The sequence below is a fragment of the Nocardiopsis sp. CNZ308 genome (assembly GCF_004217075.1).
Map to the genome: position 1 here is coordinate 2778612 of NZ_SHKJ01000001.1, position 12752 is coordinate 2791363.

The following is a 12752-nucleotide window of genomic DNA, read 5'->3' on the forward strand; positions in this document are numbered from 1 at the left end:
CCGAGGGTGACAACCGCCCACGACGAACGACAAAGGAATTCTTGGTGTGAGTGGATACTGCCGGGTCACGGTGACCGGACCGGAACGCTGGGCCGATCTGGCACTTCCCGGAACGGTTCCCGTGGCCACACTGATGCCCCGCATCCTGGAGGTCTGCGCACCCGAGGAGGAGGGCACCGAACCCGCCGCGTGGACGCTCACCACCGTGGAGGGCGACCCCGTCCACCCCGACCAGCCGCTGGAGAGCGCGGGCGTCTACGACGGCGACGTGCTGGTGCTGGACCGCCGCACCGCGCCGGGCAGGCCCGCGCACGTGGACGACGTCCGCGGCGCGGTCGAGGACCGCGTCGACGCCACCGCGCACATCTGGAACCCCACGACCACGCTGTCCTTCGGCCTCCTCGTCGCGGCCATCGGCCCCCTGCTGCTGCTCGGGCTGATGACGCGGCTGAGCCCGTCCGCCTGGCACCTGGGGATCGCCTCGGCGGGAACCCTGTTCACGGTCGCGGTCATGCTGCTCGCCGCGCGCAGGCCGCTGCCCGCCGTCGCGCACGTGCTGTTCACGACGGCCTGCGCGTGGGGCGCGGTCACCGCCGTGCTCGCCGCGAACCTGCTGACCGACGCGAACTTCCTGGTGCAGGCGGCCTTCGCGCTCTCCGGCGCCCTGCTGGTGGCGGTGATCGGCTGGACGATGCACGAGACGGGGCTGGCCTACATCTGCGCGCTCGGCGTGCTCGCGGTGACGGCCGGAGTGCTCGTGGTGGTGGGCGTCTTCGTGGAGCCGGTGCAGGGGGCGCGGTCCATGGGGCTGGTCCTGGCACTGTGCGTGGGCGCGCTGCCGCGCGTGGCGATGGTGATGGGCGGGCTGTCCGGGCTCGACTACGAGGTGGGGCGCTCGGGGCAGGTCACCACGGACCGGTTCGAGGACACCTTCGGCAACACCGACCGCATCCTGTTGGGCGTCGTGCTGGGCGCGGCGGTGAGCGGCGGCGCGACGACCGTGCTGCTGGCCTACCTGGCCACGGGCCTGCCCGACCTGCTGCTGTGCGCGCTGCTCTCGCTGCTGCTGGTGCTGCGCTCGCGGCTGTTCGACCGGATCCGGCACGTGCTGCCGCTGCGCCTGGCGGGGGTGCTGGGCCTGGGCGCGGCGGGTGTCGCGACGGTCGGCGAGTACGCCTTCCTGGCGCCGTGGCTGCCGCTGGTCGCGCTCGTGGCGGGGATCGCTCTGGGAGTGCTGAGCTGGGTGCGGCTGACCGACGTGCCGCGTGCCTCGCTGCGCCGCCTCCTCAACTGGACGGAGATCCTGGTGATCATCGCGATGTGCGCGGTGTTCGCCTGGGGGATGGGCCTGTTCGCGTTCGTGGAGCGGATGACCTCGTAGAGGAACAGGTTGCGCCGCGCCGCCTCACCGAGGAAAGAACGGATATCCGTTTCTCGTGATCACCGGGGAGGACAACGGTTTCTGGAGGGAGTGGGATTGGCGTGAGCGCCTACTCCACATCTGTCCTGGCGGCGTGGTGGAGCACGACCGGAATCCGCGGCATATCGCGTAGGAGACTGCGGATATTGCTGGCGGTTGTGGTGGCCCTCGTTGTGCTGACGGCGGGTCAGTCCGTGTGCTCGCAGGAGGTCCGCGCGGCCTGGTGGGACTCCCGCATCGCGGTCAGGGCGCGGCGGCGGCGCGCCTCGCGCAGCGACACGCCCACGATGCGGGTGGCCGCGGCGGCCGTCACCACGGCCAGCGGGATGACGAGGAGCGAGGCGGGCTGCCGGATGGGACGGTACCGCGCCCCCTCCCGGTCGATCAGCAGGAAGCCCGCGGGCCGCACCCGGACGAAGCCGCTGCCCCCGGCGCCGTCCCCTCCCGCGACGAACAGGCGGCTGGAACCCCCGCCCATGATGGTCAGCGCGGTCACCCGGGCCACCGGGACGACCGTGGCCCCCTCCGCGACCACGGCCTCGCCGAACGCCGACGAGGACCGCGCCGAGGCGCCGGTGTTCTCGATCAGCCTGGCCAGCGCGGACAGGGCGGGACTGGTGCGGCGGGCACGGCGGCCCAGGGCGGTGTCCGGCATGGCGGCGGGTCCCTTCGTGGCGGTTGCGTACCCGCCCCATTGTGTAACGCGGCCGCGGTGCTCGGAACGTTCCTGGCCTGTTCCGGACACCGGGTCGCGGCCCGCGGAAGGCGGCGCTGTCCGGGACGCTGTGTGACGGAATGTGAGGGGAGGGCGATATGGTGTCCGCCGTTCGCGTTCCCCAGGAAGGAAACCCCCGGTGCCCCCTGCGCCCCACACGACGAAGACCGCGACCGCGCTGGTCCTGGCCCTCCTGCTGACCGCCTGCGGCGGCGCGGAGCCGGAGCAGGCCGCGGACGCCCCCGACGCCGCCGCGGCCGACGCCCGGGACTCCCCGCCCGAGGGGACCCCCGAGGCGGCGGTCGAGCTGGTGGACCCGATGGAGCTGGCCCCCGACGACCTGTGCCAGGTGCTCTCCGAAGAGACCAGCACCGAGCTGCTCGGTCCGCCCGAGGACCGGGCCGGCAACCAGGAGTCCGATGCCGGTGTCCCCGACGCCGAGGACGTGGAGAATCTCGGTGGCCTCTCCATGACGTGCGTCACCGTGGCTACGAGCATCGGCCCGCCGCCGCGCAGCCACAGTCTCACCTACCGCCTGGAGATCAACGAGGGCCTCTACGAGGAGGACACCTCGGCACCCGCGGAGGAGGACGCCGACCCCTCGATCGAGATCGGTGACTACGCGGTCGTGGAGGTCGACCCGGAGGGCACCGACGTCGACCTCCAGGTGGTCCAGGGCCAGGTCGGTGTGAGCGTCGACTACTCGGCGACGGAGGTCGTCGACTACGAGGGCGTCCCCTACGTCGACGAGGAGGAGATGGTCGCGCGCGCCCTCATGGCGGCGGAGGAGATCCTCGCCGCCACCGGTGTCTAGCGTCTCCTGAGGTCGGTACAGCGGCGGCCCCAGCGCCTCCGGGCCCCGGGCCCCACCGGGGCGATCCGCTCCTCGGGGGTGGCCGCCGCTTCCCGGACGGTGATCGCGCCGCCGTCGTCGGTGGCCCCGCGCTCGGGGTCCGCGAACACCGCTCACGCGGCCCGGCTCAGGGCGTGAGCACGTTGAGCAGGCTCAGTTCGGTGTCGTAGACGGCGACGTCGCCGGTTCCCGTGCGCAGGCCCGCCACCCGGGACCCGTCCTGGGACAGGGCCATGGGGAACACCCGGGGCAGGTCCGGGCCCAGCGCGACCTCGGTCGCCGAGGCGTACCGCCACGCGACCATGTCGCCGCGGCCGGTGGAGGGGTCCAGACGGGCGGCGAACACGCGGCCGCTCGCGGCGCTGTACGCGACGTCCACCAGGATGCCCTCGTCCGAGCCGGGAACGAACTCGCGGACGATCGCTCCGGTCCCGGGCACGACGAGGAACACGGAACCGGAGCGGATGAGCAGCACGGCCGAGCCGTCCGGGACGAGGTCGAACGAGGCCGCGCCGACACCGGCGCGCTCACGGATCAGGCCCCGCAGCGAGAGGCTCCCGGTGTCCCACACGGCGATCCCGCCGCCCTCCTCGCCGCCCGCCACCACGCTGCCGTCGAGCGAGTACCTGATCGAGCCCAGCACGCCCGAGCCGGACAGCCGCGCCTCCAGCTCCCAGGTACGGGTGTCGTGCAGGTGCAGGTGGCGTCCGTCGGGGTCGCCGCGCACGCCCAGCGCGAGTGAGGAGCCGTCGGGGCTGAAGGCGATCGACCGCACGGCCCTCTCCTCACCGACGTCCCGCCTCCTGCCGGTCTCCAGATCGACGACGGAGGCGCCGTCGAGGGTTCCGTAGGCGAGCAGGCACCCGTCGGGGCTGAACGCCGCCGGGGTCGGCGGCACGGCGGAGGAGTCGTGGTCGATGCGGGCGATGGCGCGCGACTCCCGCCAGTCCCACAGGGTCACCGTGTCGATCTGGGAGACGGCCAGGACGGAGCCGTCGGGCGAGAAGGACAGCGCGAGCGGCACGTCCTCGGGGAAGGAGGTCATCTGGGTTCCGGTCGGCGCGAGGCTGCCGGAGACGGTCGATCCGGTCGCGGAGCAGTCGGCGGCGCCCTCGGCCGCCTCGGGGTCCCAGGAGGGTGCGGTGAAGGAGTACAGCCCCACGCTCACCAGGAGCACCACCACACCGGCAAGCGCCGTCGCGCGCAGCAGGGAGCGGCGGCGGCGTTCCCCGAGGTGTGAGGGTTCTTCGGGGTGGAGGGGGCGCATGGGTCCTCTGGGGGGGTGTTACAGGGGTGAGCGAGGACGGCCCGTCGTTTCCGGACCGGTGCGTGTGTGGTTGTCAGCAGCCACCGTAACCCCAGAAGACCGCTGGTGGGGAATGGTTCTGGAGGGTTCGGACAGGTTATGTGCCTGTCTGTCAGTTTTTGGTGCCTTGGGTCCGAAGATCTCTCGGCTGGAGGAGGGCCGCAGGGACGCGCGGCGGGCGAAAGGTCCGCCGGGGCCCGTGGAAACGGGACGCGGGAACGCCCACGTGCCAGGGGATTTCGGCTTTACGCCGGACCGGGGCGTGTCGAGCCCTTCTGCGCGGGTAGGCGAAGGGGCAAGAGATCGTCCGCACGCGCGCCGGACAGGTGGCCGAGGGGCGTGTGCGGGAAGAGGGTCGTCTCCACGGGAGAGCGGCGCCGCGCGGGGCGACGGGGTCCGCGCGCGGGGTCCGGGAACGCCGACGGGCGTGCCGGGCGCGTTCGGCGCCCGTACGGGGCCGTGCACCGCACAGGGGAGTGCGCGGGCGGGTACGTTTGCGGAGCGGGCTCCGCGGGCGGCAGCCGAGGCCTCAGCGGTGCTGGGCTGGCCGGGAAGGTCTCAGATCCGGCCGCGTGGCCTCAGGCCGCGACCGTGTGGTTGATGACGCTGCCGTGGCCGTAGACCGGCTCGGGCCCCTGTGCGAAGGGGTTGAGGAGCTCGGCGGCGCCGACGGGGTCGCTCGCGGGGTGCGAGACCGGGCCGCCGTGGAACAGGTCGTTCCAGAAGAAGCGGCCGTCGCGACACCAGACGTTGACGTCCCGCTGGACCGAGACGACGGCCAGCTCGGAGCTGCCCGACCAGTAGAACTGGCGGGGGGTCACGGAGGCGAGCTCGCCCAGGAGTGCCGTGATCGCGCGCTGGGCGCAGAAGGCGTGGCGGGGCTTGTGCTTGATTCGCCTGGCGAGGGCCGATTTCGCCCGGGAGGCCCGGGGGTTGTTCAGGCGCCAGTGACTCAAGGTCGTCTCCAGTGGTCTAGGTTGCCGCGGTGCCGTGTTCGCTTGTGCGGCCACGTCGCCGCGATCCGAGGTGCTCCGCCTCAGGTGGCCTTGGCGGGTTCCCTCCACAAAGTTGGTGAGGCGTGAACGATGTCGTTACCTCGTAGTTATTCTTTGCGCTCCGGATGCTAGCAGCAACTGACCCCTTGTAGTCGAGGCTTCTACAAGTGACCAATGTCACATTTAACGAATGTGTCTCGACTTCACCAAACCAAGAACCACCAGCTCAGGACATGTATTCCGAACACCAGACCGTTTTTTGGGCGGCGCGAAAAGCCTGTCCATTTGCGGGAGGGATGTCGCCAGTGTCACTCGTTGCGGCGACTCTTGGCGTGTTTGTCGTGACTCTCCGCGACTTCGTGCAGGTTACGGGCCCTTGACCCGGTCAAACCCCGGCTTTGCCGTCTGCGCGTCCTCCCGACATGCCGGTGTTCCCGTCGGTTTTGCCCGCGCTTTCACCCCGGTGTAAGGGCTGGTCCCGTATGTGGAGGACACTGGAACGGTCGTACGAAACGGAGAGAAGTCGCCCAGTGACACAGACCGAGACATCCGGTGACCGGACTACTGCACGGGAGGGCGTCGTGGCCTCCGAACCCGCTGGCGGCGCCAGGGCCTGGCTCGTGTGGGGCGTCGCCGTGGGCGGGTACTTCCTGGCGATGCTGCACCGCAACGGTCTCGGTGTGGCCGCCCTGGAGGCCCAGTCCCGCTTCGACGTCGGACCGGCTCTGCTGTCCCTGCTGCCGATGCTGCAACTCCTGGTGTACGTGGTCCTCCAGGTGCCCGCCGGGCTGCTGGCCGACCGGCTCGGACCCCGCTACACGCTCGTCATGGGCATGGCGGCGATGACGGTCGGCGCGTGCCTGTTCGCGCTCGCCCCCGGCATCGAGGTGGCGGTGGCCGGGCGGTTCCTCATCGGCCTCGGCGACGCCCTGGTCTTCCTCAACGTCATCCGGCTGGCGGCCCTGTGGTTCCCGCGTGCGCGCTACGCCCTCGTCAGCGGGCTCACCGGCGTCGTCGGCGGAACGGGGCAGGTGGCCAGCGCCGCGCCGCTGGCCTGGGCCCTGGACGGATTCGGCTGGGTGGCCGCCTTCCTGGCCACCACGGTCCTGACCGCGCTGATGGCCCTGCTGATGCTGGTGGTCGTGCGCGACCGCCCGGCCGGGGCGGCGGGCCGCTCCACGGTCGCAGACCCGATCTCGGTGTGGGCCGCGCTCAAGGAGGCGCTGCGCTCGCGCGGCCCGCAGATCGGCATGGCCCACCACGCGGCCGTCATGGCCCCGTTCACGATGATGATGGTGCTGTGGGGCTACCCGTTCCTCGTGGGAGGCCTGGGACTGTCCGAGGACACCGCCGCCCTCACCCTCACCGCCCTGGCCGCGGGCGGGCTGTGGATGGCTCCGCTCGCGGGCGTCGTGATCGGGCGCAGCCCCGGCGTGCGCCGGTGGCTGGGACTCACCCTGAGCACGACGCTGAGCCTGGGCTGGCTGCTGATGGTGGCGTGGCCCGGGGGAGTCCCGGTGGCCGTGGGGCTGACGGTGCTCGCGGCGAGCGCGATCGGCCAGACCCTGGCGCCGACGGTCTCCTTCGACTTCGCGCGCGACGGGATCCCCGCGAGCCGGACCGGCGTCGCCTCCGGCCTGGTGAACATGAGCGGGTTCACGACCGCCGTGGTGTGCACGGTGGCGGCGGGCGCGCTGCTCCAGACGCTGCCGGAGGGCCCCGAGGCCTACCAGCTGGCGTTCGTGCCGATGGCCGTCGCCACGGTGTGCGCGACCGCGGCGCTGTACTACTTCGTCCTCCGCCGCCCCCGCGCCTAGGACCCCGCCTCGCGCGCGTGCGCGGGGACGCGGGGACGAGGACGAACCGCCTCCCCGGTGCGCGGCGGACCCCGCGCGCGTGCGCGCGTGAGGACAAGGGACAGAAAAAGGGGCGTGCGTGCCCCTTGTGCCTCCCCGGGCCGCGTGGGATTTTCTCTGTCATGAGGTGGAGTCCGGAACGGTCCAGGGAGATGTTCGCGCGGAGCCGCGTCGCCAGGCTGGCCACGGTGGGCGAGCACGGGCAGCCCCATCTGGTGCCCGTGGTGTTCGCGGCCTACGGCGACACGATCGCGATCCCCGTTGACCACAAGCCCAAGACCACGTACCGGCTCAGGCGGATGCGCGACATCGAGGGCAACCCCCGGGTGTCGCTGCTCGCGGACGAGTACTCCGACGACTGGGACCGGCTGTGGTGGGTCCGCGCGGACGGTGAGGCGCTGGTCCAGCACGACGGCCCGGCCTGGACCGAGGCCCGCGACCGGCTGGTGGAGCGCTACCCCCAGTACCGGGACACGCCGCCCGAGGAGGCGATCATCCTGGTGGAGGTCCACCACTGGTCCGGGTGGTCGGTCGCGGAGGAGCCCGGCGCGGAGTCCGGCACAGGGCCCGGCGCGCCGAAACACTGACGGCGCGGTGCGCTGACGGCGCGAGACACGGACGACACGGTGTGCTGACGACACCGTGCGCTGAAGGCGTGGAACATGGACGCCCCGGTGCGCTGACGGCTCGGCGCGGGGCGCGTGCGTCCGGTGGTGGTCCCGTTTCCGGCGCCACCGTCGGCGGCCGACGGCGGTACCGCAAACGGGACCCTCTGAGGGGGGACCGCCGCGCACGGCCCGCGGGGTGACGCCGGGGCGGGCCGGAGCCACCCCGCCGACCGCGGCGGCGGATCCCGGGTGCGGCCGGAGGTCAGCCCGCTCGCCAGGTGGCGTCCTGGAGCGCGCCCCCCGCCTGCGGGCCCATCAGGGAGAGCCCGCCGTCCACGAACAGCGAGGCGCCGGTGACGTAGGACGCCTCCGGCTTGGCGAGGAAGGCCACGGCCTCCGCCACCTCGTAGGCGTGGCCCGGCCGGGACAGCGGGTACCCGGCGCGCGAGTCCAGCGCGGGCTCCTCCTCGTGCTGCCCGGTCATGGGCGTGGCGATCTCGCCCGGCGCCACCGCGTTCACGGTGATGCCGTACAGGCCCAGTTCCAGGGCCAGGACGCGGGTGAGCAGCTTCAGGCCGCCCTTGGCGGTGCAGTAGGCGCCCGCGGTCACCCGCGGGAACTCCTCGTGCACGCTGGTGATGTTGACGATGCGGCCGCCGCGACCGGCGTCGCGCATGTGCGTGGCCGCGATCTTCGAGCAGAGGAAGGGCGCGTCCAGGTCCACGGACAGGACCTCGCGCCAGCGCTCGTAGCTGGTCTCCAGCAGGTGCTCTCCGGAGCCGGTGCCCGCGTTGTTGACCAGGACGCCCACGCCGCCGAGGTCCTCGATCAGCTCGGAGACGGCCTCCGAGCCCCGCACGGGGTCGGAGAGGTCGTGCTGGCGCACGGACACCCGGCGGCCGGTCTCGCGGATCTCGGCCTCCGTGCGGTGCACGCCCTCCTCGTCGTGGTGGAAGGTGACACCGACGTCGAAGCCCTGCTGCGCGAGGCGGATCGCCGTCGCCCGGCCGATTCCGCTGTCCGCGCCCGTCACCACCGCCACGCGGTCGTAGTCGTCGAACTCGGTTGCTCCCTCGACGCGGTCGTCGCGTGCCATGCTCTGCCCCCTTCCGTGCGCCTCCCGGCGGCGCACGCGCTCGGGTGAGCGGCTACCCAGCGCCACCCCCCGTACACGTGGGACCGGTGGCGCGGACGTGCGGGGACCGTGGGGCGGGGAGCCCCGCCCGGCCGCCCGAGAAAACCGGTTGACCTGCGCGGGGAAGTCCGTAGGGTCGCCCCGTGACGACGAAGCGGGGCCTGCTCAGGGCCTATGACGAACAGATGCGGGGCGTACCCCGTACCCTCCCGGCCGGGGTCCGTGCCGAACCGGACGGTCCGGTGACGCGGCTGGTCGGACAGCGCAGGGGCCTGGTCTGCGCACCGCCCGACACCGGCGTGCGAGGGGCCGAGCTGGACCGGCTGATCGCCCGCCAGCGCGACCGCTTCGCGGAGCGCGGGGAGTCCGTGGAGTGGAAGACCCACGGGCACGACCTGCCCGAGGACCTGCCCGACCGCCTCCGCGCTGCGGGGTTCGTGCCCGAGGAGCGCGAGACCGTCCTGGTCGGCCGCACCGAGGCGGTCGCCACCGCGTCCACCCCGCCCGACGGGGTCGTGCTGCGCAGGGTGGCCGAGACGGTGGACCTGCGCCGGATCGCCGACATGGAGTCCCGGGTGTGGGGCGAGGACTGGGGGTGGCTGGCCGACGACCTGGCCGCCCGGATCGCCGCCGACCCGGAGGGGACCGTCGTCATGACCGCCGAGGCCGGGGACGAGGTGGTGTCCGCCGCGTGGCTGGTGTTCCACGAGGGAACGGACTTCGCCGGGCTCTGGGGCGGTTCCACACTGCCCGAATGGCGGGGCCGGGGGATCTACCGGGCGCTGGTGTCCGCCCGCGCCCGGATCGCCGCCGCGCGCGGGGCCCGCCACCTCCAGGTGGACGCCTCCGACGACAGCGCGCCGATCCTGCGCCGCCTGGGCTTCGAGGAGGTGACCACCACGACCCCCTACGTGTGGTCCCCGCCGGAGGAGGGGTGACCGAAGGGCGGGGCGGATCTGTGGCCGCCCCGCCCTCGTGGCGGGGTCCGTCGTGCGGGGTCCGGGGCTGCCTGGAAGGCGGACTCGGGGACGTCCATCAGGTCCACCGTCACGCCCTCGGCAGCAGGGACGCTCAGTGATATCCTTGGATATCACTTGGAGGTGGTCCCATGGCCGACGTACTGATCCGCAACGTGCCCGAAGACGTCCTGGAAGCCATCGACGCGGACGCCAGGAGACAGGGGCTGTCGCGTAGCGAGTACCTGAGACGCTTACTGGAGCGGACAGCGCACGCCTCCGGCGGTGCGGTGACCGTGGACGATCTGACGCGCTTCTCCGAAGCCTTCTCCGACCTCGCCGATCCCGAGGTCATGAAACGGGCGTGGGAATGATCTGGCTCATCGACAAATCCGCGTTCGTGCGACTGGCGGCCAGCCCCGACGCACAGGAGTGGGCCACGCGGATCGAACGCGGCATGGTGCGTATATCCACGGTGACCCGTCTGGAGGTCGGGTTCTCCGCCAGGACCGGCGGCGAGTTGCGCAACTTCCTCGGACGGCCACCGCTCGCTGTGATGCCCGTCGAGTACGTCACGCCAGCGATGGAGGACCGGGCCGTCGAGGTCCAGGCGATGCTCGCGGACCGGGGACAGCACAGGGTTCCGGGCATCCCCGACCTCCTCATCGCGGCGGTGGCCGAACGCGCCGGGCTCACCCTCCTCCACCTCGACAAGGACTTCGAGCTGATCGCGGAGATCACGGGACAGCCGGTGGAGCGGCTGAGAACGGTCTGACCTCAGCGCCCGGCGGAGGCGAGGGCACACGCCGAAGGGCGGGGCGGCCCGGTGGCCGCCCCGCCCTCTCCCGGGGTCCGACGTGGTTAGAAGGCGGACTCGGGGACGTCCATCAGGTCCACCGTCACGCCCTCGGCGATGCGGCGCTCGGCGGCGATGCGCGGCAGGAACTGCTCGGCGAAGAAGCGCGCGGCGGCGATCTTGCCGGTGTAGAAGTCCTTGTCCTCGTCGCTGGCGCCGTCGATGCTGTTCAGGGCCACCTCGGCCTGGCGCAGCAGCAGCCAGGACAGGACGACGTCACCGAAGGCCATGAGCAGGCGGGTGGAGTTCAGGCCCACCTTGTACAGCTCGCGCGCGTCCTCGGCGGAGCCCATCGCGTGGCCGACCATGAGCTCGACGATCTTCTCGACGTTCTCGGCCGCCTCCAGGAGCAGCGCGCGCTCCTGCTTGAGCTGGCCGTTGCCCGCGTCGCTCTGCGCGAAGGCCTTGATCTCCCCGGCCAGCTTGCCCAGGGCCTGGCCGCCGTTCCTCACGATCTTGCGGAAGAAGAAGTCCTGGGCCTGGATCGCGGTGGTGCCCTCGTAGAGGGTGTCGATCTTGGCGTCCCGGATGTACTGCTCGATCGGGTACTCCTGGAGGAACCCGGAGCCGCCCAGGGTCTGGAGGGACTCGGCGAGCAGCGCGTAGGAGCGCTCGGAGCCCACGCCCTTGACGATCGGCAGCAGGAGGTCGTTCATGGCCTCCAGCTCCGCGGCGTCCTGGCCCGTGCGGTGCGCGATCTGGATCGCGTCCTGCTGGGTGGCGGTGTAGAGCACCAGGGCGCGCATGGCCTCCACGTAGGACTTCTGCGTCATGAGGCTGCGGCGCACGTCCGGGTGGTGGGTGATGGTCACCTTGGGGGAGTCCTTGCCCGCGGCCAGGTCGTTGCCCTGCACGCGCTCCTTGGCGTACTCCAGGGCGTTGAGGTAGCCGGTGGACAGGGTGGCGATCGCCTTCGTCCCGACCATCATGCGCGCGTACTCGATGACGAGGAACATCTGGCGGATGCCGTCGTGCTTGTCGCCCACGAGGTAGCCGATGGCGGGGTGCTTGTCGCCGAAGGTCAGCTCACAGGTGGTGGAGGCCTTGAGGCCCATCTTGTGCTCGACGTTGGTGACGTAGGCGCCGTTGCGCTCGCCGGGCGAGCCGTCCTCGTTGATGAGGTACTTGGGGACCAGGAAGAGCGAGAGGCCCTTGGTGCCGGGGCCGGCGCCCTCGGGACGCGCGAGCACCAGGTGGAAGATGTTCTCGGTCATGTCCTGCTCGGCCGAGGTGATGAAGCGCTTCACGCCCTCGATGTGCCAGGTGCCGTCGCCCTGGTCCACGGCCTTGGTGCGGCCCGCGCCGACGTCCGAACCGGCGTCCGGCTCGGTGAGGACCATGGTGGCGCCCCAGCCGCGCTCGATGGCCAGCTCGGCGAACCGCTTCTGCTCCTCGTTGCCCTCCGCGTGGAGGATGCTCGCGAAGCCGGGACCGGCCGAGTACATGTGCACGGCGGGGTTGGAGCCGAGGATCAGTTCGGCCGCGGACCAGACCAGGGAGCGGGGGGCGCCCAGGCCGCCCAGCTCCTGGGGCAGGTCGAGGTTGTACCAGCCGGCGTCCATGTAGGCCTTGTAGGACTTCTTCAGGCTCTCGGGGATCGCGACGGTGTTCGTCTTCGGGTCGAAGACCGGGGGGTTGCGGTCCGCGTCCTCGAAGGACTCCGCGATGACGCCCGTGGCGAGGCGGTTGATCTCGTCCAGGATCGTGCGGGCGGTCTCCTCGTCCAGCTCCTCGAAGGGGGCCTGCCCCAGGACGTCCTGGCGCTTGAAGACCTCGAAGAGGTTGAACTCGATGTCGCGCAGGTTGCTCTTGTAATGCGTCATGGACAGCTCCGCTGTGTCCCTGGCCGCGGTGTCTGTACACGCGGATCTACCGACTAGTAACAAGTCAATGTTACTACCCAGTAGCGACCGGCGCCAGTGGGAGGGAGGGAGTTGTGTCCCAGGGGATACCAAAAGGAGGGGCGGGTTTTGGTGAGGCGCGCTGAACGGGCTGTTCGGGGGCTCGCGCGGGGCGGGGAGGCGCTGGCCGGGGCCTCCCCGCCCCGCGCGG

At 71.8% G+C, this 12752-nt stretch carries 12 protein-coding genes; 7 read left to right on the forward strand and 5 right to left on the reverse strand.

The features are described 5' to 3' along the window. The first annotated feature begins 46 nt into the window (after nucleotides 1-46). Complete coding sequence (gene eccD, locus EV372_RS12095; RefSeq protein WP_013156417.1) at nucleotides 47-1381, forward strand: type VII secretion integral membrane protein EccD; 1335 nt, start codon at nucleotides 47-49, stop codon at nucleotides 1379-1381. 226 nt (nucleotides 1382-1607) lie between these two features. Here eccD and EV372_RS12100 read toward each other — a convergent pair whose 3' ends face one another. Continuing rightward, nucleotides 1608-2075, reverse strand: coding sequence for a GerW family sporulation protein (locus EV372_RS12100; RefSeq protein ID WP_071621028.1), 468 nt, complete (start codon nucleotides 2073-2075; stop codon nucleotides 1608-1610). Nucleotides 2076-2274: 199 nt separating this feature from the next. Here EV372_RS12100 and EV372_RS12105 point away from each other — a divergent pair, with 199 nt between their 5' ends. Continuing rightward, nucleotides 2275-2949: a hypothetical protein gene (locus tag EV372_RS12105; protein ID WP_013156419.1), complete on the forward strand. Its 675-nt coding sequence runs from the start codon at nucleotides 2275-2277 to the stop codon at nucleotides 2947-2949. Between the two features lie 166 nt (nucleotides 2950-3115). On the opposite strand, the gene EV372_RS12110 is transcribed toward EV372_RS12105, so the two are convergent. Next, a complete protein-coding gene (locus EV372_RS12110; RefSeq protein WP_130396078.1) occupies nucleotides 3116-4255 on the reverse strand; it encodes a WD40 repeat domain-containing protein in 1140 nt (379 codons plus the stop codon). Between the two features lie 617 nt (nucleotides 4256-4872). Next, entirely contained in the window at nucleotides 4873-5250 is a 378-nt protein-coding gene (locus EV372_RS12115; RefSeq protein WP_019609224.1) for a hypothetical protein, read from the reverse strand. A gap of 569 nt (nucleotides 5251-5819) precedes the next feature. On the opposite strand from EV372_RS12115, the gene EV372_RS12120 reads away from it, so the two are divergent. Further along, complete coding sequence (locus EV372_RS12120) at nucleotides 5820-7106, forward strand: MFS transporter (protein WP_130396079.1); 1287 nt, start codon at nucleotides 5820-5822, stop codon at nucleotides 7104-7106. Between the two features lie 161 nt (nucleotides 7107-7267). Then, the gene (locus tag EV372_RS12125) at nucleotides 7268-7732 is read left to right on the forward strand and encodes a TIGR03668 family PPOX class F420-dependent oxidoreductase (RefSeq protein WP_130396080.1); all 465 of its coding nucleotides are present in this window, start codon (nucleotides 7268-7270) and stop codon (nucleotides 7730-7732) included. Nucleotides 7733-8015: 283 nt separating this feature from the next. On the opposite strand, the gene EV372_RS12130 is transcribed toward EV372_RS12125, so the two are convergent. Beyond that, nucleotides 8016-8849 (reverse strand): SDR family oxidoreductase, encoded by an 834-nt coding sequence (locus tag EV372_RS12130; protein ID WP_130396081.1) that lies wholly within the window; start codon nucleotides 8847-8849, stop codon nucleotides 8016-8018. Between the two features lie 182 nt (nucleotides 8850-9031). Here EV372_RS12130 and EV372_RS12135 point away from each other — a divergent pair, with 182 nt between their 5' ends. The 3 genes from EV372_RS12135 to EV372_RS12145 all read left to right on the forward strand — a co-directional run bounded on the left by EV372_RS12135 (nucleotide 9032) and on the right by EV372_RS12145 (nucleotide 10619). Beyond that, nucleotides 9032-9826 (forward strand): GNAT family N-acetyltransferase, encoded by a 795-nt coding sequence (locus EV372_RS12135; RefSeq protein ID WP_130396082.1) that lies wholly within the window; start codon nucleotides 9032-9034, stop codon nucleotides 9824-9826. Nucleotides 9827-9996: 170 nt separating this feature from the next. Next, nucleotides 9997-10218 (forward strand): type II toxin-antitoxin system VapB family antitoxin, encoded by a 222-nt coding sequence (vapB, locus tag EV372_RS12140; RefSeq protein WP_130396083.1) that lies wholly within the window; start codon nucleotides 9997-9999, stop codon nucleotides 10216-10218. Further along, nucleotides 10215-10619: a PIN domain nuclease gene (locus EV372_RS12145; RefSeq protein WP_130398889.1), complete on the forward strand. Its 405-nt coding sequence runs from the start codon at nucleotides 10215-10217 to the stop codon at nucleotides 10617-10619. The genes vapB and EV372_RS12145 overlap by 4 nt, the downstream gene beginning before the upstream one ends. 86 nt (nucleotides 10620-10705) lie before the next feature. Here EV372_RS12145 and EV372_RS12150 read toward each other — a convergent pair whose 3' ends face one another. Next, nucleotides 10706-12523 carry an acyl-CoA dehydrogenase gene (locus EV372_RS12150; protein ID WP_130396084.1) on the reverse strand — a complete coding sequence of 606 codons (1818 nt, stop codon included), beginning with the start codon at nucleotides 12521-12523 and terminating at the stop codon, nucleotides 10706-10708. Nucleotides 12524-12752: the final 229 nt, after the last annotated feature.

Coding starts and splice junctions, on each gene's coding strand:
- EV372_RS12100 (WP_071621028.1), bottom strand. CDS start 2,075: ATGCCGGACACCGCCCTGGGCCGCCGTGCCCGCCGCACCAGTCCCGCC.
- EV372_RS12110 (WP_130396078.1), bottom strand. CDS start 4,255: ATGCGCCCCCTCCACCCCGAAGAACCCTCACACCTCGGGGAACGCCGC.
- EV372_RS12125 (WP_130396080.1), top strand. CDS start 7,268: ATGAGGTGGAGTCCGGAACGGTCCAGGGAGATGTTCGCGCGGAGCCGC.
- EV372_RS12130 (WP_130396081.1), bottom strand. CDS start 8,849: ATGGCACGCGACGACCGCGTCGAGGGAGCAACCGAGTTCGACGACTAC.
- vapB (WP_130396083.1), top strand. CDS start 9,997: ATGGCCGACGTACTGATCCGCAACGTGCCCGAAGACGTCCTGGAAGCC.
- EV372_RS12145 (WP_130398889.1), top strand. CDS start 10,215: ATGATCTGGCTCATCGACAAATCCGCGTTCGTGCGACTGGCGGCCAGC.
- EV372_RS12150 (WP_130396084.1), bottom strand. CDS start 12,523: ATGACGCATTACAAGAGCAACCTGCGCGACATCGAGTTCAACCTCTTC.